General features: G+C 63.1%; 17 protein-coding genes. 6 read left to right on the forward strand and 11 right to left on the reverse strand.

Annotated elements, in window-relative coordinates:
* Positions 1-257: 257 nt before the first annotated feature.
* On the forward strand, positions 258-1,448 hold the full coding sequence (metK, locus tag AC07WT_RS00780; protein WP_494945706.1) for a methionine adenosyltransferase: 1,191 nt from the start codon (positions 258-260) through the stop codon (positions 1,446-1,448).
* A gap of 208 nt (positions 1,449-1,656) precedes the next feature.
* Here the strand turns inward: metK and AC07WT_RS00785 are convergent, their stop codons facing one another.
* Positions 1,657-2,028: a hypothetical protein gene (locus tag AC07WT_RS00785; protein WP_492595328.1), complete on the reverse strand. Its 372-nt coding sequence runs from the start codon at positions 2,026-2,028 to the stop codon at positions 1,657-1,659.
* 461 nt (positions 2,029-2,489) lie between these two features.
* Between AC07WT_RS00785 and AC07WT_RS00790 the strand changes: the two genes are divergently transcribed.
* Positions 2,490-3,251 carry a phytanoyl-CoA dioxygenase family protein gene (locus AC07WT_RS00790; RefSeq protein WP_492595366.1) on the forward strand — a complete coding sequence of 254 codons (762 nt, stop codon included), beginning with the start codon at positions 2,490-2,492 and terminating at the stop codon, positions 3,249-3,251.
* 129 nt (positions 3,252-3,380) lie between these two features.
* Here the strand turns inward: AC07WT_RS00790 and AC07WT_RS00795 are convergent, their stop codons facing one another.
* The gene (locus AC07WT_RS00795; RefSeq protein ID WP_492595329.1) at positions 3,381-3,587 is read right to left on the reverse strand and encodes a DUF3185 family protein; all 207 of its coding nucleotides are present in this window, start codon (positions 3,585-3,587) and stop codon (positions 3,381-3,383) included.
* 206 nt (positions 3,588-3,793) lie between these two features.
* Here AC07WT_RS00795 and mgrA point away from each other — a divergent pair, with 206 nt between their 5' ends.
* Complete coding sequence (mgrA, locus tag AC07WT_RS00800) at positions 3,794-4,837, forward strand: L-glyceraldehyde 3-phosphate reductase (protein WP_492595330.1); 1,044 nt, start codon at positions 3,794-3,796, stop codon at positions 4,835-4,837.
* Positions 4,838-5,022: 185 nt separating this feature from the next.
* Here mgrA and AC07WT_RS00805 read toward each other — a convergent pair whose 3' ends face one another.
* Entirely contained in the window at positions 5,023-5,208 is a 186-nt protein-coding gene (locus tag AC07WT_RS00805) for a hypothetical protein (RefSeq protein ID WP_120297341.1), read from the reverse strand.
* Positions 5,209-5,856: 648 nt separating this feature from the next.
* On the opposite strand from AC07WT_RS00805, the gene AC07WT_RS00810 reads away from it, so the two are divergent.
* From AC07WT_RS00810 to AC07WT_RS00820, 3 genes are all read left to right on the forward strand, one after another.
* Positions 5,857-6,069, forward strand: a complete 213-nt coding sequence (locus AC07WT_RS00810) for a hypothetical protein (RefSeq protein ID WP_006050502.1) — start codon at positions 5,857-5,859, stop codon at positions 6,067-6,069.
* Positions 6,070-6,169: 100 nt separating this feature from the next.
* Positions 6,170-7,195, forward strand: coding sequence for a serine/threonine protein kinase (locus AC07WT_RS00815; protein WP_492595331.1), 1,026 nt, complete (start codon positions 6,170-6,172; stop codon positions 7,193-7,195).
* A 266-nt stretch (positions 7,196-7,461) separates the two neighbouring features.
* Positions 7,462-8,205 (forward strand): PepSY-associated TM helix domain-containing protein, encoded by a 744-nt coding sequence (locus tag AC07WT_RS00820; RefSeq protein ID WP_494945707.1) that lies wholly within the window; start codon positions 7,462-7,464, stop codon positions 8,203-8,205.
* A 73-nt stretch (positions 8,206-8,278) separates the two neighbouring features.
* Here the strand turns inward: AC07WT_RS00820 and AC07WT_RS00825 are convergent, their stop codons facing one another.
* From AC07WT_RS00825 to bcaP, 8 genes are all read right to left on the reverse strand, one after another.
* Positions 8,279-9,301: an XdhC family protein gene (locus AC07WT_RS00825; RefSeq protein ID WP_494945708.1), complete on the reverse strand. Its 1,023-nt coding sequence runs from the start codon at positions 9,299-9,301 to the stop codon at positions 8,279-8,281.
* Positions 9,274-9,879 carry an SRPBCC family protein gene (locus AC07WT_RS00830; RefSeq protein WP_494945709.1) on the reverse strand — a complete coding sequence of 202 codons (606 nt, stop codon included), beginning with the start codon at positions 9,877-9,879 and terminating at the stop codon, positions 9,274-9,276. Before AC07WT_RS00830 ends, AC07WT_RS00825 begins: the two co-directional genes overlap by 28 nt.
* Entirely contained in the window at positions 9,870-11,201 is a 1,332-nt protein-coding gene (locus AC07WT_RS00835; RefSeq protein ID WP_494945710.1) for a vWA domain-containing protein, read from the reverse strand. Before AC07WT_RS00835 ends, AC07WT_RS00830 begins: the two co-directional genes overlap by 10 nt.
* A gap of 5 nt (positions 11,202-11,206) precedes the next feature.
* Positions 11,207-12,094, reverse strand: a complete 888-nt coding sequence (locus AC07WT_RS00840) for an AAA family ATPase (protein ID WP_494945711.1) — start codon at positions 12,092-12,094, stop codon at positions 11,207-11,209.
* A gap of 120 nt (positions 12,095-12,214) precedes the next feature.
* Complete coding sequence (locus AC07WT_RS00845) at positions 12,215-13,012, reverse strand: FAD binding domain-containing protein (protein ID WP_494945712.1); 798 nt, start codon at positions 13,010-13,012, stop codon at positions 12,215-12,217.
* Positions 13,013-13,035: 23 nt separating this feature from the next.
* Complete coding sequence (locus tag AC07WT_RS00850) at positions 13,036-15,420, reverse strand: xanthine dehydrogenase family protein molybdopterin-binding subunit (RefSeq protein ID WP_494945713.1); 2,385 nt, start codon at positions 15,418-15,420, stop codon at positions 13,036-13,038.
* Between the two features lie 10 nt (positions 15,421-15,430).
* Positions 15,431-15,949, reverse strand: a complete 519-nt coding sequence (locus AC07WT_RS00855) for a (2Fe-2S)-binding protein (RefSeq protein ID WP_492595339.1) — start codon at positions 15,947-15,949, stop codon at positions 15,431-15,433.
* Positions 15,950-16,166: 217 nt separating this feature from the next.
* Positions 16,167-17,564 (reverse strand): branched-chain amino acid transporter BcaP, encoded by a 1,398-nt coding sequence (gene bcaP / locus AC07WT_RS00860; RefSeq protein WP_494945714.1) that lies wholly within the window; start codon positions 17,562-17,564, stop codon positions 16,167-16,169.
* Positions 17,565-17,627 lie beyond the last annotated feature (63 nt).

A 17,627-nucleotide genomic window follows, 5' to 3' on the forward strand; every position in this document is an offset into this window, starting at 1 on the left:
CGAGCGACGCTTTGCTCAAGAAACCTGGAAACGGGTTGAAATACGGCACGGGTGAACACTCTGTGGCAATCAACGGAAGTCGCTATAATAAGGGCTTCGCCGAGTTAATAGACAACTTGCGGGGCGAAGCTGCCAGGCGCGCGATCCATGTGGGGCGCGTCTGACAGTCATGTAATCCGCTAAAGCGTCGCCGCTTCAAGGCTCCCGAAGCTGGCTACGTGAAACTCAACCGTAACCACAAAACAGGAGTCTGCAACGTGGCAAACGACTATCTCTTTACTTCCGAATCCGTCTCCGAAGGCCATCCCGACAAAGTCGCGGATCAGATTTCGGACGCAATCCTCGACGCAATCCTGACGCAGGACAAATATTCGCGTGTTGCAGCCGAAACGTTGTGCAACACGGGTCTGGTCGTGCTGGCCGGTGAAATCACCACCACCGCGAACGTCGATTACATCCAGGTCGCGCGCAACACGATCAAGCGCATCGGCTACGACAACACCGATTACGGCATCGACTACCGCGGTTGCGCGGTGCTCGTCGCGTACGACAAACAATCGCCGGACATCGCCCAGGGCGTGGACCGCGCGCACGACAACAACCTCGATCAAGGCGCCGGCGACCAGGGCCTGATGTTCGGCTACGCGTGCGAAGAGACGCCGGAACTGATGCCGCTGCCGATTCACCTGTCGCACCGTCTGGTCGAGCGTCAGGCTAATCTGCGCCGCGACGGCCGTCTGCCCTGGCTGCGTCCGGATGCGAAGTCGCAAGTCACCGTGCGTTATGTCGACGGCAAGCCGTATTCGATCGACACCGTCGTGCTGTCCACGCAACATTCACCAGACATCGATCTGGCTACGCTGCGCGAAGCCGTGATCGAAGAAGTCATCAAGCCGACGTTGCCTGCCGAGCTCATCAAAGGCGACATCAAGTTCCTGGTGAACCCGACCGGCCGGTTCGTGATCGGCGGTCCGCAAGGCGATTGCGGTTTGACCGGCCGCAAGATCATCGTCGATACGTACGGCGGCGCGGCGCCCCACGGCGGCGGCGCGTTCTCGGGCAAGGATCCGTCGAAGGTCGACCGTTCGGCGGCGTATGCCGGCCGTTATGTGGCGAAGAACATCGTTGCCGCTGGTTTGGCGTCGCGCTGCCTGATTCAGGTGTCGTACGCGATCGGCGTGGCGCAGCCGACTTCGGTGATGGTCAATACGTTCGGCACGGGCCGCGTGTCGGACGCGACGATCACGAAGCTCGTGCAGGAGCATTTCGATCTGCGTCCGAAGGGCATTATCCAGATGCTCGACCTGCTGCGCCCGATCTACGAGAAGAGCGCGGCCTACGGCCATTTCGGCCGCGAAGAGCCGGAATTCACGTGGGAAGCCACGGACAAGGCTCTGGCGCTCGCCGAAGCCGCCGGCACGGAACCGGTCGCCGCGCTCGCAGAATAAGCGCGCGCAGTTCGCCGCGGTTCGCCGCGCTTCGCTCTAACGGAAAACCCCGCCGGCGCCAGCCAGGCGGGGTTTTTTTATTGGCTTTGCATACTCTGGCTTGCCGTCGGGCGGACGGTCCTGACGCCGCACAGCGAGCCGGCTTGCGGGCCGCGCCATGTGCTCGCCGCAAACAAGCTGCGGGCTGACGGCGCGGCTGGCGGTTGGCTTAGCGGCTAGCGAACGCGAACGCAAACCAGCCCGTGCTGCCGCTCGTCGACATCCGGCGCGGCCGGCGGCTCGTGCTCTGAAGCGTGGCGACCGGTGCAAGGCGTGTGGCAGTCAACGCACGCATTGGCGTCGGTTTGCGCAGCAGCGTGCGCAGCGAAAAGCGGCGCGAGCCGCTTTGTATGCGCAGCGCGGAAAAGAAGGTGTGGAACCAGGTGCGAATGCCGTCGACCGCTTTGGCGTCGCGCCATTGTTCACCGAGTGCGCGAGTGCGGGCGGAGTGGTGACGCAGCGCGCGTACCACATGGCGGCGCGCGGGGCGCGCCGCTTTCAACGCGGCGCGGGTAAGGCGGGTGCTCAGGAGAGTATGCATGGCTTCACAAGTGGGCAACGTGTCGCGCGACGGAAGGTGCATCAGAAGGAGCACCAAATGTGCCAACGACGGTGTCGCGATGGACGGCGCGTAAGCCTGGGAATCGACTGGAAAGGGCACGGAGAACGGCGGAATCGGCCATGGCGGCCTGTGCACGCCGCCGAAGTGCGGGAGTAGCGATCGACATGCATGCAGGCTACACGCGATTCGTGACGTCAGAAAGTCCGTTTTTACCCTGCGAATACGGGTTTTTACGGGCTTGGAATAGCCTGCATGCCTGTGGGGTCGCGCCCTTTGCGCCCGTCTATCGTGCGCGCTTGCCCTTACAAAGTGCGGTGCAATTCTGTCGCGCATGGAAGTCGTGCGTCAGGCTGCGGCTTGGTGGTGGGCGAAACTGCGCGCAGCCCGATCGCGCCCGTTTTACAATCCAGCATCAGCCAGTCGAAAGTAACGGAACACCCATGTCAGTTCACTCGAAAAAAGAACAGATTCAAACGTTGCGGGAGCAGGGCTTTGTCGTTGTGCCGGGACTGGTGTCGCCCGAGCGTTGCGGCGAACTGAAGCAGATTGCGGAGCGGCAATTGCAGGAAGCGGCGGCGCCGATCGAGTTCGAAGCGGATCTGCGCTATCCGGGTGCGCCGGAGTCGAAATATGCGCCGGGCGGGCATACGGTGCGGCGGTTGCTCGATGCGTATGGGCGTCATCCGAGTTTTGCGCGCTGGGCGACGGCGCCGGAAATTCGCGGCTGGATGGAGTTGTATTTCGGTGAGGAGCCGCGGTTATCGCGGGCGCATCACAACTGCATGATGACCAAGCACCCCGCCTATGGCAGTTTGACGGGCTGGCATCGCGACGTGAGGTATTGGTCGTTCGAGCGTGACGATCTGGTTTCCGTGTGGCTCGCTGTCGGAGACGAAACTATCGATAACGGCGCGTTGTGGTTTGTGCCGAAGTCACATAGTGCTGCTTTCACTTCTGACCGGTTTGATGAAGCCAAGTTTTTTCGCTCCGATCTGGAGGAGAATCAGGCGCTGATTCGGACCGCTGTTTCGCCAGAACTCAAGGCCGGGGACGTGGTGTTTTTTCATTGCAATACACTGCATTCGGCCGGGAAGAATCTTAGCGATCGGGTTAAGTTTTCGCTGGTGTTCACCTATCACGGGGTGAGTAATGTCCCGTTGCCGGGGTCGAGGTCGGCTGCCAAACCCGAAATTGCTTTTTAGGTTTCTTGCCTTTGGCGGCGGCATTTGTTTGTGCGCCTACGGCGTTGCCTCGAGAACACAATAAGAAAACAAGGAAAAAGGCAACGCCGTGGGCGCACAGACATACAGCGCCGCGCTGGCAAAAGGACCTTACTTCCTCCGTCCCGAAACAGCCACCCCGGTCAATCCGGCAACAGTGGCGATAGCGCCACCCACAATCAGCATGATCGCCTTATTGGTCGGAGACCCAGTCAATACGCGCGAAACATCGCTGCTAACAGAATTGAACGCCTGGCCGCCGAAATACAACAACACAATCCCGCCGACAATCAACGCGATTGAAATCGCCTTCGTCATGATCCCTCCGATAAATCCGATCGGGCAAGTGTAGGGGACCAACGAGCAACCGTCCATCCTGCATACTGGGCTTCTGCATGTAAAGCGCCGATTGGCTACCATAACAAAACTGCTTCACTCGAACATCGGATCAAAGCGTCGCCTCGCGGCACGCGATCTCCCCGCGCCTGCACCTGTCGGGCGGCTCACCATCAAGGACTCCAGCAATGGCTTACGAAGCAGCTTCAGCACGCTATTCAGACATGCAATACCGCGTTTGCGGCAAGTCGGGTCTTAAACTGCCGGCGCTGTCGTTGGGCCTGTGGCACAACTTCGGCGACACGACGCCGATCTCCACGCAGCGCGACATTCTGCGCACCGCCTTCGATCTGGGCATCACGCACTTCGACCTCGCCAACAACTACGGCCCCCCGTATGGCAGCGCCGAAACGAATTTCGGCCGGCTCTTCAGAGACGATTTCAAACCGTATCGCGACGAACTGCTGATCTCGTCGAAGGCCGGTTGGGATATGTGGCCGGGGCCGTACGGTCAGGGCGGCGGCTCGCGTAAGTACATTCTCGCGAGCCTCGATCAGAGCCTGCAACGCATGGGTCTCGACTACGTCGACATCTTCTATTCGCATCGTTTCGACGCCGACACGCCGCTCGAAGAAACCGCGGGCGCATTGGCAAGCGCCGTCCAGCAGGGCAAGGCGCTGTACATCGGTATTTCGTCGTACTCGGCAACCAAGACGCTCGAAATGGCGAAGCTGCTCGCCGAATACAAGGTGCCGCTGCTGATCCATCAGCCGGCGTACAACATGCTCAACCGCTGGATCGAGCGGGAACTGCTGGATACGCTCGACCAGGTCGGCGCGGGCAGCATTGCGTTCACGCCGCTCGCGCAGGGCTTGCTCACCAGCAAATATCTCAACGGCGTGCCGGAAGACGCGCGTGTCAACAAGCCGGGTGGCGGTTCGCTGAAGCAGGAGCACCTGAGCCCGCAGAACATCGAACACGTGCGCAAGCTCAATGACATCGCACAGCGTCGCGGACAAAGTCTCGCGCAAATGGCGCTGGCCTGGGCGTTGCGCGATCAGCGCGTCACGTCGGTGCTGATTGGCGCGAGCCGTGCCGAGCAGGTGCGCGAAAACGTCGGTGCGCTGAAAAACCTCGCGTTCTCGAAAGACGAACTGGCGGAAATCGACCGCTATGCGACCGAAGGCGGCATCAACCTGTGGGAAAAGCCGTCGACCGATCAGGCGATCTGAGCCTGACGGCTTTCTCATCGCGGGAATGGACATGGAAAAGCCGCCGTGCTGAACTGCGGCGGCTTTCTTCATAGCCGCGCCAACGGCGCGCAACTTCAACGCAGCGACCGCAGCCACGGCGTTCAGTCCACCGAACCATCTGCGATGGCAATCAGAGACAATCAGAGCGTCTTCGCTGGACCCCGCTACACCAGCGCAGGCAACCCTTCGACCAGCACGACCGCGAACACCACGCCGATGAGCGCGCCAAGCACGCGTAGCGCGTTGTGCCGCAATTCCGTCTTGCAGGGGAGCGCACCGACAAACAAAGCGCCAGCCAGCGCCATCGGAATGACCAGGATGAAATCGCCGATCGTGAAGTAGGTCGTCATACCCGTCTCCTTATGTGGTATCAGCGGCGACAGCGGCTCTATTTCTGGAGTCATGCGCTGCCAACGCCCGGTTCGAGTATAGGCGACCGTTAGCTCGGCATAACGGCGCTTTGCGCCGCTGCAACGCCTATTCGCAGACCGCTGAAGCCAGTCCGGCAAGGCGCTCAGCGATTCTTGCGACGCAGCAAACAGGCCTCGATCTGTGAAGCGTTTGCTTACGCTGGCCTTACTTTTCAAGCCTCTTCAATGCGCGGCAGATCGCCGGTCATGCCACGACGCGTTCACATTCGCGCAATCGAATCGCCGCCACGATGCCGGTACATGCTGCGCTAAACGCGTTGGCGAGGCGAGTGCGCGATTTTGGTACCCCGCCGCCTCAGGGTTTATGATGGTCCCGTTACGACGCGTTGTGCCCGGATCAACGGCTTGGCGCGCCGTAACGGAACAGGGCGAACCGACGGGTGAACTGCCTTTTGTTCGCGCTTTCCATGGCCCCGCAAAACGGGAACAATGACACGAACCTCTCACGCGCATCACGCGAAGCAGATTGGGTGCGTACGCAACGTTACAGGCGAAGCGGCGCTTTTATCATCACCTTGACCGGCAGGGAATCCATAAAGCCGGCTATGGGAGAAACGGGGAAACATCATGCAAATCGGTTCCATTGTCCGATCGGTGCATATCGCCGTGCCGCAAGGCGCGCGCGGGATCGTCATGCGCATTCTCGGCGACATGGCCATGGTGGCGTGGTATGCCGGCGAGCCCGGCGCTTCGCCGCAACTGAACACTGAACCCTTTTTCCTTGAAGACCTGATCGATACGGGCGAGCTTGTGCGCCCGTCGAGCGCGCAGATGCATTGAAGGCAGTTTGAGCATGATTCGTGGTGGCTGCAGGTGGCTGTAACCCGCAAGCTGGGCCGCCGCCCTCGTCTTTGACGGCGGCGCGGCGCACAATGCGGGCATGAACGATATTCTCGACTCACAGGACGGCGCCGACAGCGCCGTTCCTTTCGCCCGGCTCAAGCCGGAAATTGTGCTCGACGCGCTCGACAGCGTGCTCAGCACGGTCGGCGTGCGCACCGACGGGCGCATGCTGCCGCTCAACAGTTACGAGAACCGCGTGTATCAGGTGGGCGTCGAAGACGGCCCGCCGGTGGTCGCGAAGTTCTATCGTCCCGAGCGCTGGAGCGACGAAGCCATTCTCGAAGAACACAACTTTGTCGCCGATCTCGCCGCGCGTGAGATTCCGGCGGTGCCCGCACGCGTCTTCGAAGGCCGTACGCTGCATGCGTTCGACGGTTTTCGCTTCTCGATCTTCGAGCGCCGCGGCGGCCGCGCGCCGGATCTGGACCGGCGCGACACACTCGAATGGCTGGGCCGCTTTATCGGCCGCATCCATGCGGTTGGGCAGACGCAAAACTACACCGAGCGCCCGACGCTCGACATCCACACGTTCGGCTACGAGCCGCGCGACTTCCTGCTCGCGCAGCGCTTTGTCCCGGACGATGTGCGCACCGCGTGGGAAACCGTGGTGAACCTCGCGCTCGAAGGCGTCGAGCGCGCCTTCGAGCGGGCCGGCGAGATTCGCATGCTGCGAATGCACGGCGATTGTCATCCGAGCAATGTGCTGTGGACCGACGCAGGCCCGCATTTCGTCGACTTCGACGATAGCCGGATGGGGCCGGCGATACAGGATTTGTGGCTGCTGCTGCCGGGCGAGCGCGCGGAAGCATCGCGTGCGCTGACGGATCTGCTCGCCGGCTACGAAGACTTCTGCGACTTCGAGCCGCGCGAACTGTATCTGGTCGAGGCGCTGCGCACGCTGCGGCTGATTCACTATCAGGCGTGGCTTGCGCGCCGCTGGGACGATCCGGCGTTTCCGGCGGCGTTTCCGTGGTTCAACACGCAACGCTATTGGGAAGACCGCATCCTCGAACTGCGCGAGCAGCTTGGCGCGATGCAGGAAGGGCCGCTCTGGCCGGTTTGAGCGTCTGCTGCATTGATGTAACGCGTTGCGATTGAGGAAACGCGTCAATTGTGTAATGATATCCATTCTCAATTGAAAGGTATCGCCAGCTTCTGTCACATTTCTCCTCCTCTGTGACTGCCAGCCAGCCTCTCAGCCGGGCGGCCTGGACCGTAAGCCGGGTTGTCCGGCCCTTTCCTTCGACACTTCAATGACCGCTGGTGTGAGCGTGCGCTTGGCCGTTGCGCACCGGCGATGGTTTAAACCGCTGCGCCTGGAGCCTTGATTTGAACGCGCCTGAATCGACCGATCTGAAACCTGCTGCGGCTGCTGGCAGCACGCATTACGCCGCGCATGCGCCGGAGCGCGGCCGTCACCTGATGGACGATGCCGAGCAGGCCGCGCGGCGCCAGCGTTCACGGCGGGCGAACTTCATCAAGTGGCTGCGCAAGGTGCATGGCTGGGTTGGGTTGTGGGGCGCGGTGCTTGGCTTGATGTTCGGCGCGACGGGGTTTTTGCTGAACCACCGGGGCGGCCCGTTGAAGGTGTCGTCGGGGGAACCTCAGGTTGAGGAGATGCAGATTCCATTGCCGCAGAAGAAGTTGACCTCGCCAATGGAGATGGCGAAGTGGCTCAAAGGCGAGTTGAAATTTGACGGCAAGCCGGGGAGAGTGAAGCGCGAGCCCGCGCATCCTGTCGCCTGGGGCGATCGCAGTACGATGCAGCCGGAATTCTGGCAAGTCGGGATTAATGGGCCTGCTGAGAGTGTGCAGGCCGAGTATTGGGTTGGGAATGGGTTTGTCGCGGTGAAACGCACGCAGAACTCGTTTCTTACCACGATGAATAATCTGCATCGCGGTGTCGGATTGAGCGTCGGGTGGGTTTTGCTGATCGATACGATCGCTGGTGGAATGATTTTGCTTTCGTTGACCGGCGTTTTGTTGTGGACGGAACTCAATAAGCGTCGCTTGATTGGGGTGGTTTTGATTGGCGGTTCTGTGGCGGCCGCTGTTGTTTGCGGATTAATGTGATTGGGTTTTTGCCTGCGCGGCATTTTTCTCTGCGCCGTGGGCGAACAGAAAAATGCCGCCGCCAAGGGCAACATCAAACGCTACAAGCCGCACCTCCGGAAGCGGCAATCTCCCGCGCGGCCTTAGCGCCTTCTACCTGAAGCAAGGTCGGCAAAGAAACCCCGTTTTTAGCCGCCGTCACCTCGGCGAGAATAGAAACAGCGATCTCCGGCGGCGTGCGGCTACCGATATAAATCCCAACCGGCCCATGCAGCCGGGCCAATTCAGCCTCGTTCAGATCGAACTCCTTCAGCCGCTCGCGCCGCGCCGCATTATTGCGCCGCGAGCCCAGCGCACCAACATAAAACGCCGGCGTCTTCAACGCTTCCATCAAAGCGAGATCATCCAGCTTCGGGTCATGCGTTAGCGCAATCACTGCGCACCGCTCATCGAGCTTCATCTCGATCACCGTATCGTCCGGCATCGTGCGGACAATCTTCGTGCCGGGAATATCCCACTCCTCGGTGTACTCCTCGCGCGGATCGCACACGGTCACCTGATAATCGAGCCCCACCGCGATATGGCACAGATAACGCGACAACTGTCCCGCGCCGATCACCAGCATCCGGTAGCGCGGGCCGTGAATCGTCAGCAGGCGCTCGCCGTCGAAATGCACGCCGTCAGTCGCCTGCGCCGCATCGAGCCGGACAGCGCCCGTCGCCATGTCGACTTCGCGCGCCACCAGCCGGCCGTCCTCCACCGCGCGGCATAGCGCCGCAATGCCGCTTTGCGGCGTCAGCGGCTCCAGCACCAGCTGGATCGTCCCGCCGCAAGGCAAGCCAAAGCGATGAGCTTCTTCCGCGGAGATGCCGTACTTGACCGCCTCCGGATGTGTCTGCTCGATACCCCTTTGCCGCACGCGGTCGATCAGGTCGTCTTCAATGCAGCCGCCCGATACCGACCCGACCACCAGACCATCGTCGCGCACCGCCAGCATCGCGCCTTCGGGACGCGGCGACGAGCCCCACGTCTTCACCACCGTCACCAGTAGCGCGCGATGCCCTTCTTCGAGCCAGCGCGCGCTGGACTTCAGGACCTCGAGATCCACGCTGTCCATGATCTCTTCCTTTTCGTTTCCTTGCCGCCGGACCCAGAGTCCGCCGCCTCAGTCGATTCCGTATTCTGCGGCGCCGTTTCCGCCGCCGCACTTTGCCCGTCATCCGCGGCAATCGAGGCAGTCGCGCCGTCACGTTCGCCGCCTACCTGCGCGCTGAAGCGCTTGAAAAACTCGCCGGCGATCTTACGCGCGGCGCCGTCGACGAGCCGCGACCCGATCTGCGCCAGCTTGCCGCCGACCTGGGCGCTCGCCGTGTACATCAGCTTCGTCGCGGCTTCGCCTTCAGGTTCGAGCGTGACGCGCGCATTGCCCTTGCCGAAACCCGCCGCGCCGCCCTGGCCTTCGAAGACGACGGTGTACGCGTTCGGCGCGTCGATATCGGTCAGCAGCATACGCCCTTTGAAGCGCGCCTTCACTGGACCCACCGACGCGCTCATCACCACCGTGTACGCATTTTCGCCATCCGCCTCGATGCTCTCGCAACCGGGAATCGACGCGTGCAGGATCCCGGTGTCGTTCAGCGCCTCCCATGCGCGCTGCTGCGAAATCGGCAGCGTATAGGTTTCGGTCAGTTCCATGGCATTGCTCCTGCGATTGTCGTGGCGGATACGGCGAGACGAGGCGCGCGCGTGAGTTGCGCGAGGTCGCGGCCGAACGCCGCCAGACTGTCTAGATTATGAGCCGGACGATGCGCATCGACATACGGCAGGATCGCCTGCACGCCGCGCGCCTTCGGTGAAAAGCCGCTAAAACGCAGCAGCGGATTGAGCCAGATAATGCGATGCGCGAAGCGGCGCAGGCGCGCCATTTCGGTGTCGAGCACGTCGATCGCTTCGTGATCGAGGCCGTCGGTCACGAGCAGAACGGTGGCCCGGCCGCTCAGCACGCGGCGAGCCCAGCGTCGGTTGAATTCGGCGAGCGCGGCGCCGATCCGTGTGCCGCCCGACCAGTCGACCACCTGATCGGTGAGCGCGGCGATCGCGACGTCGGGATCGCGCTCGCGCAGCGCCCGCGTCGCATTGGTGAGCCGCGTGCCGAACAGGAACACCTGCAAGCGCTCGCGCGATTGCAAAAGCGCGTGGCAAAAGTACAGCACCGCGCGCGAATAATTGCTCATCGAGCCGGAGATGTCGAGCAGCAGCACCAGCGGCGGTTTGCGTTCGACCACCGCGCGATACTTCCACACCGTCCAGTCGCCGCCCGCGCGCACCGCGTGCCGGGCGCTCGCGCGCAAGTCCGCATGCGTGCCGCGCGAGGCGGCCTTCAGACGGCGCGTCGGCTCGGTGGCGAGCGGCAGGCGCTGGCTGCGGATCAGATGGCGCAGCGTGCGCCATTCGTCGGCGGAAAGGGTGTCGAAATCGCGATGACGCAGCCGCTCTTCCGCGCTGAAGGTGACGTGCGCGTGGAGTTCATGCTGCTCGGTTTCCGGCGGCGGCTTGCCGTGCGGCGACGGCGGCGCGCGTACCGCGAGCGCGTCGGCGAGACGGTTGTTGCGCCTGGGCGGCGGCAAGCCGTCGCGGACTTTCGGCAACAGCAGCGCACGCAGCTTGCCTTCCCAGTCCGGGTCGCGCCAGAACAACTCGAAGGCGGCGTTGAACAGGTCGCGCTGATCCGGCGCGGAGACCAATAACGCGGCGAGGGCGGCGCGCACATCGTCGCGCCGGCCGAGGCCGATCCAGTGCAACGCGGCGAGCGCATCGGCGGCTTGCGCGGGCGACATCGGCAAGCCCGCGCCGCGCAGCACGCGCACAAAATGCACGACGTTGCGAGCCAGGATAGGAGCGCCGGCTGCATCGCCGGCTTTCTCGCCGGCTTTTTCGGTTCGATGCGTGCCGGCTGCCGAAGCGCCGCTGCCCGTGTGCTTCGCTTGGGTCACCGCCTGGGTGATGGGCTGAATCATCGCCGCTACTCCGGCATCGCGAGACATTGCGCGATCTGCGCGGCATCGACGCGCGCCAGATCGTCCTGATACTTGAGCAGCACGCCCAAGGTGTTCTGCACCGACTGCGGATCGAGTTCGGTCACCGACAGCGCCTCCAGCGCGCGGCACCAGTCGATCGTTTCGGCGATGCCGGGCGCCTTGAACAGATCCATGCCGCGCAGCCGATGCACGAAATCGACGGCGCGCCGTTGCAGTTCCGCGGACGTTTGCGGCGCTCGCGCGGCGACGATCTCCAGTTCGCGATCGCGCTCCGGATAGCCGATCCATTGATACAGACACCGGCGCTTCAACGCGTCGTGCACTTCGCGCGTCCGGTTCGACGTCATCACGACGAGCGGCGGCTGCGCCGCGCGCACCGTGCCGTACTCGGGAATCGATACCTGGAAGTCCGACAGCAGTTCAAGCAGGAACGCTTCGAACGGCTCGTCGGCGCGGTCGATTTCGTCGATCAGCAATACGCGCCGCGCGTCCGGATGATGTTCGTCGGGCAGCAGCGCCTGCAACAGCGGACGCTTCAGCAGGAATTCGCCGCGATACAGCGTGTCGTTGCCCGGCCGCTCGCCGGCGGCTTCGGCCAGACGCAGCGCCATGATCTGCCGCGGATAGTCCCACTCGTAGAGCGCGCTGGCGGTGTCGAGCCCTTCATAGCATTGCAGCCGCAGCATCGAAGTGCCGAGCATGCCTGCCGTGGCCTTCGCGAGCTCGGTCTTGCCGACGCCCGGCTCGCCTTCGACGAACAAGGGCCGCTCCATGCGCAACGCGAGATACAACGCGGTGGCCAGCTCGCGGCTGGCGAAGTAGTTCTGGGCGGCGAGTTGCGCGAGGGTGTCGTCGATTGAAGCAGGCTGCATGGCGTTCCTGAATTCGCACGGTGAGAAGCAAAACTGCGCGCGGCCGTATCGCGTGAGCGAGCGAACGCGGCTGTCGCGTCGTGCGAGGCACGCCGCGTCAGCCGCCAACGGCGCGAACGGCTAGCCGTTCGCCTTCACGACCGCTCGCGCTGCCAGCACCGGAATCAGATGCGCGCGATAGTCGGCGCTCGCGTGCATGTCGGTGTTCAGATCGGCTGCCGGCACGGTGACCGCGCGCGCGGCCTCGGGCGTGAAATTCGCCGTCAGCGCGCTTTCCAGCTCCGGCACACGAAATATCGAAGCCGCCGCGCCTGTCACCGCGACGCGCACGCCGCTTGCGAACTTCGCGACGAACACGCCGACCAGCGCGAAGTGCGAAGCCGGGTTGTCGAATTTTTCGTACGCCGCCCGTTCAGGCACCGGAAACTCGACGGCGGTGATCAGCTCGTCGGGCGCCAACGCGGTCTCGTACATGCCGACGAAGAAATCGCCCGATGAAATCCGCCGCCGGTCCGTGACGATGGTGGCGTCCAGACCCATCGCCGCCGCCGGATAGCATGCCGCCGGATCGTTGTTCGCGAGCGAGCCGCCGATCGTGCCGAGCGCGCGCACCTGGCGATCGCCGATGTGCGCGGCGAGATTCGCGAGCGCGGGCAACACGCGCCGAAGCTCGGCGTGCTCCGCCACGTCCGCATGACAGACGGCGGCGCCGATCGTCACCGTTTTTGCGTCGACGGTGATCGCCTTGAGCGCCGGAATCCGCGTCACGTCGATCAGTTGCGAGGGCTGCGCGAGCCGCAGGCGCATGGTCGGCAACAGGCTTTGTCCGCCGGCGATGAACTTCGCTTCGCTGTCGGCTGCGATGGCCGCGGCGGCCCCTTTAGGATCCGCGGCGCGTTGATACTCGAATGCATACATGTCGAATGCTCCCGCTCAGAATCTCAGTTGGGTTGCTGCGCGGCGCGAATCGCGGACCACACGCGATGCGGCGTCGCCGGCATTTGCAGGTCGGTCACGCCGAGCGGCGCGAGCGCGTCGATGATCGCGTTGATCACCGCCGGCGGCGAGCCGATCGCCCCCGCCTCGCCACAACCTTTCACGCCGAGCGGGTTGTGCGTGCACGGCGTGCCCTTCGCGGTTTCGACGGTGAAGTCCGGCAGATCGGACGCATGCGGCATCGCGTAGTCCATGTACGAGCCGGACAGCAGCTGGCCGCTCTCGTTGTCGTACACGCAGCGCTCCAGCATCGCCTGGCCGATGCCCTGTGCCAGTCCGCCATGCACCTGGCCTTCGACGATCATCGGGTTGATCACGTTGCCGAAATCGTCGACCGCGGTGAACTGCTGGATCTGGCTGACGCCCGTCTCAGGATCGACCTCGATCTCGCAGATATACGCACCTGCCGGATACGTGAAGTTGCTCGGATCGTAGAACGCGCTTTCCTCGAGGCCCGGTTCGAGCACGTCGAGCGGGTAGTTGTGCGGCACATAAGCGGCGAGCGAGATGTCGGCGAACGCCTTGGTGCGATCGGTGCCCGCGACGCGGAATACGCCGTCCTTGAACTCGATGTCTTCCACCGCGGCTTCGAGCAGATGCGCGGCGATTTTCTTCGCCTTGGCTTCGACCTTGTCGAGCGCCTTCATGATCGCCGAGCCGCCGACCGCGATCGAGCGCGAACCATACGTGCCCATGCCGAACGGAATGCGGCCGGTGTCGCCGTGGACGATCTCGACGCTTTCCAGCGCAATGCCGAGCCGGTCCGCCACCACTTGCGCGAAGGTCGTCTCGTGCCCTTGACCGTGACTATGCGAACCGGTGAACACGGTGACCGTGCCGGTCGGATGCACGCGAATCTGGCCGACTTCGAACAGCCCCGCGCGTGCGCCCAATGCACCCGCGATGTTCGACGGCGCCAGTCCGCAGGCTTCGATGTAGCACGAGTAGCCGAGGCCGCGGCGCTTGCCGTTCCTTGCGGATTCCTGCTTGCGGGCTTCGAAGCCTTTTACGTCCGCGAGTTCGAGCGCGCGCGCGAGGATCGTGTCGTAGTCGCCGGTATCGTAGGTGAGGCCGACCGGCGTCGCATACGGAAAGGTGCGGATGAAATTGCGGCGGCGGATTTCGGCCGGATCGAGCTTCATCTCGCGCGCGGCGGTTTCGACCAGACGCTCGACCACATACGTCGCTTCGGGACGGCCCGCGCCGCGATACGCATCGACGGGAACGGTGTTGGTGAAGACCGCTTTCACCTCGGCATAGATGGCGGGCGTCGTGTACTGTCCGGCGAGCAGCGTCGCGTACAGGATGGTCGGCACGCTCGACGCGAACGTCGACAGATACGCACCCATGTTGGCGATCGTATGGATGCGCATGGCGAGGAACTTGCCGTCGGCATCCAAGGCCAGTTCGGCTTTGGTCACGTGATCGCGGCCGTGCGCATCCGACACGAACGCTTCCGAGCGCTCGGCGGTCCATTTGACAGGATGGCGAATCTTCTTCGAGGCCCACGTGAGCGCGACGTCTTCGGCGTACAGGAAGATCTTCGACCCAAAGCCGCCGCCGACGTCCGGCGCGATGACGCGCAGTTTCGATTCCGGCAGCGACAGCACGAACGCTGCCATCAGCAAGCGCTCCACGTGCGGATTCTGATTCGCGACGTAGACCGTGTAGCTGTCGTCTTGCGGCGAATAGCTCGCGTTGACCGCGCGCGGTTCGATCGCGTTCGGAATCAGGCGGTTGTTGACGATGTCGAGCGTGGTGACGTGCGCGGCTTTGGCGAACGCGGCGTCGGTCGCGGCTTTGTCGCCGTGGCCCCAGTTGTAGCAGACGTTGCCAGGTACTTCGTCGTGGACCGCCGGTTGGCCGGGGTCCGCTGCATGCGCGGTGTCGACGACGGCGGGCAGCACGTCGTAGTCGACCTCGATCAGTTCGGCGGCGTCTTTCGCGGCCTTGAGCGAATCGGCGATCACGAGCGCGACCTGGTCGCCGACGTGGCGCACTTTCGTATGCGCGATCACCGGATGAGGCGGCTCGTTCATCGGCTTGCCGTCGATGCTGTGGATCAGCCAGCCGCACGGCAGGCCGCCGACGTTGTCGGCGGCCATGTCCGCGCCGGTGAAGATCGCGATCACGCCGGGCGACTGTTTGGCAGCGGTGGTGTCGATGCTGTTGATTTTCGCGTGTGCGTGCGGCGAGCGCAGGAACACGGCGTAGGTTTGCCGGGGCAGGACGACGTCGTCGGTATATTGGCCGTTGCCGGTCAGGAACCGATAGTCTTCCTTACGTTCTACGGATGCGCCGATCAGGCGATGCGTTTCGGGTGCGTTCATCGTCGGCTCCTCAGGCGGTGGCTTGGGCGGTGGCCGACGCGCCGGCGTGGGCCGTGCCGGAGGACTTCATACCAGCCGCGCCTTCGAGCACGGCTTTGACGATGTTGTGATATCCCGTACAGCGGCACAGATTGCCGTCGAGCTCGGCGCGCACCTCGTCGCCGGTGAGGTCGGGCTGGCGTTGCACGAGCGGGATGGCGCTCATCACCATGCCCGGCGTGCAGAAGCCGCACTGCAAGCCATGACAGTGTTTGAAAGCCGCTTGCATCGGATGCAGGGCGCCGTCTTTCGCGAGCCCTTCGATGGTGGTGACTTCTGCGCCCTCGGCCTGGACCGCGAGGATATTGCAGGATTTGATCGCGCGGCCGTTCAGGTGGACCGTGCATGCGCCGCACTGGGCCGTATCGCAACCGATGTGCGTGCCCGTCAGGCGGAGTTGATCGCGAAGGAACTGGACAAGCAGGGTGTTAGGTTCGATTGATGCGCTGATGGGCGCGCCGTTCACCGTCAGACTGATGCTGATCGCCATGGAGTGTCTCCTGATGGGGTGAGATCGGACCTTTTTGTTTCTTGCCTTCGGCTGCCAGTTCGTGGGGTCCGATGCGGGGTTTTTCTCTTTTTTATGGGTCTGGCGAAAAGTAAAGCACAAATCGCGCGGTGGCGCTATGAGGGGAAGTGTGTTGGTTTTTTTGCACGGGCCGCAGGCACATAGACCAGTGCGGCCGCCAGGGGAGAAAACCCGAACCTCAGCACGCCTGCGCTAATTTCGAATTCCGGCGTGAATAACCAAAATAAATAACCATGCCAATGAGAAGCCAAACCACAAACGCCGCCCAGGTCACCGCCTGAAGATTGACCATCAGAAACAGACAGGACGCCACGGCCAGCACCGGCACAACCGGCACGCCGGGGCAGCGAAACGCGCGAGGCAACTCGGGATGCGTCTTCCGCAAGACGAGAACTGCAATCGACACCATCGAAAACGCGGCCAACGTGCCGATGTTGATCAGCTCAGCCAACACGTTCAACGGCACCAGCGCGCCAATCAAGCCAAAGAAAATCCCCACCATCCACGTAGTAAAGAACGGCGTAGCAAACTTCGGATGCACGCGCGAAAGCCGCGCAGGCAACAACCCGTCCCGCGACATCGCGAAGATCACCCGCGTCTGGCCATAAGCCATCACCAGAATCACCGTCAGCATGCCCAGCACGGCGCCAAGGTCGATAAAACCGGCCACCCACTTCTGCCCCGCCACCTGTAACGCGTAAGACACCGGGTGCGAAATATTGGCGAACTGCGCTGACGGCACGATCCCCGTGACCACGGCCGCCACGGCCACATACAACACCGCGCACACGCCCAGCGACGCAATGATCCCGATCGGCAGATCGCGCCTGGGATTCTTCACTTCCTCCGCGGCGGAAGAAACCGAATCGAAGCCGATGAACGCGAAGAACATCACCGCCGCGGCGCCGAATACGCCGTTCCAGCCGTTCGGCATGAACGGATGCCAGTTGGCCGGCGTCACGTGAAATACGCCGACGGCAATCACCAGCAACACCACGACAACCTTGATCGCCACCATGATGTTGTTGATCCGCGCGGATTCGCGCACGCCGACTGACAACAGCGCAGTGATCGCTATCATCACGAGGAACGCGGGCAGATTGAAGAGCGTCTCGTGGCCGGGTAAAGCGCCTGGCGCCGCCGACAGCGCCACCGGCAGCGTTACGCCAAAGCCCGACAGCAACGATTGCAGGTAGCCCGACCAGCCGACTGACACGGCCGAGGTCGCCAGCCCATACTCGAGCATCAAGTCCCAGCCTATGATCCACGCGGCCAGCTCGCCGAGCGTCGCGTACGAGTACGTGTAGATGGAGCCCGCAACCGGAATCGTCGACGCGAATTCGGCGTAGGCGAGCGCTGCAAAGCCGCACGCGAGCGCCGCGATCAGGAACGAGATCATCAGTGCCGGGCCGGCCTGGACCGCGCCCGTGCCGGTCAGCACGAAAATGCCGGTGCCGATGATGGCGCCCACCCCGAGGAAGGTCAGATCGAGTGCGCCGAGCGCTTTCTTGAGGCCGGCGCTCTGAGCGCTCGCCGCGAGCATGTGCTCGACGCTCTTCTTGCGAAACAGGGACATTGGCGGTGGTCTCCAGTAGTGCACGCATCTTGCGCGCCGAATGTCGGGAAACCCGCGATTTTA

Source organism: Paraburkholderia sp. GW821-FHT02A12, assembly GCF_059422005.1.